We start from the raw sequence: 1,057 nt of genomic DNA, 5'->3' as shown, positions 1-1,057 counted from the left end.
GGGCGTCCATCTATGCCAAAAAAGAACCATGGCTCTATGAATAATCAAGTACCTGCGGAAGGATCACTAGAGGCATTGAAAGCAGAAAATGAACGTTTACGTATGGAGAATGCCTATTTAAAAAAGTTGAATGCCTTAGTTCAAAGCAAGGAAAAATCACCAAGCAAGACAAAATCCAAGTAGTCTACGAACTAAGGCATGAATTTCCAGTGAAAGCACTGCTTACACTCGCAGATATCCCGAGAAGTACGTATTATTACTACGTGAAAAACGTTGGACGTCCTGATTTCGATATAGAACTGAAACAGTTGATCCAAAGCATTTATGACGAACATGAAGGGCGTTTTGGTTACCGCCGTATTCGTGATGAACTTCAAAATCGTGGCCACAAAGTAAATCACAAAAAAGTCCAGCGAATCATGAAAGAACTGGGTTTGAAATGTCTTGTACGTATGAAAAAATATCGCTCTTATAAAGGAACTGTCGGGACAATTGCTCCTAATATTTTGAATCGCAACTTTACAGCTGAGAAAGCAAATGAGAAATGGGTAACCGATATTACAGAGTTTAAATTATTTGGTGAAAAGCTATATTTCTCGCCTGTATTAGATTTGTTTAACGGCGAAATTATTACGTATACAATCAGTTCGAGACCAAACTATTCCTTAGTTTCCACCATGTTAGAACAAGCTTTTGAGCGGTTGACAGACGATTGTCGTCCCATGATTCATTCTGATCAGGGCTGGCATTACCAAATGAAACAATATCATCATGCACTTCGTGAGCGAGGAATCACTCCAAGCATGTCCCGAAAAGGGAACTGTTACGACAATGCAGTGATAGAAAATTTCTTTGGTATCATGAAATCGGAACTACTCTATCTAAAGGAATTCCACAGCATGGAGCACTTTAAGTCAGAGCTAGCCAAATATATTGAGTACTATAATCACAAACGGATTAAGGCAAAATTAAAAGGCATGAGCCCGGTACAATACCGCACTCATGCCCAAGCAGCCGCCTAATTAAATGACATGTCTAACTTTATGGGGTCACTTCA

The 1,057-nt window shown here is 39.4% G+C and carries 1 pseudogene; it reads left to right on the top strand.

Features of this window, described 5'->3' with window-relative positions:
• Window positions 1-1,022, top strand: a pseudogene (locus tag ACFYU8_RS31455) (IS3 family transposase); the annotation flags it as partial.
• Between the last annotated feature and the right edge of the window lie 35 nt (window positions 1,023-1,057).

Source organism: Brevibacillus sp. NPDC003359 (assembly GCF_042878995.1).
Taxonomy (GTDB): domain Bacteria; phylum Bacillota; class Bacilli; order Brevibacillales; family Brevibacillaceae; genus Brevibacillus.
This window is presented reverse-complemented; position numbering and strand designations above follow the sequence as displayed.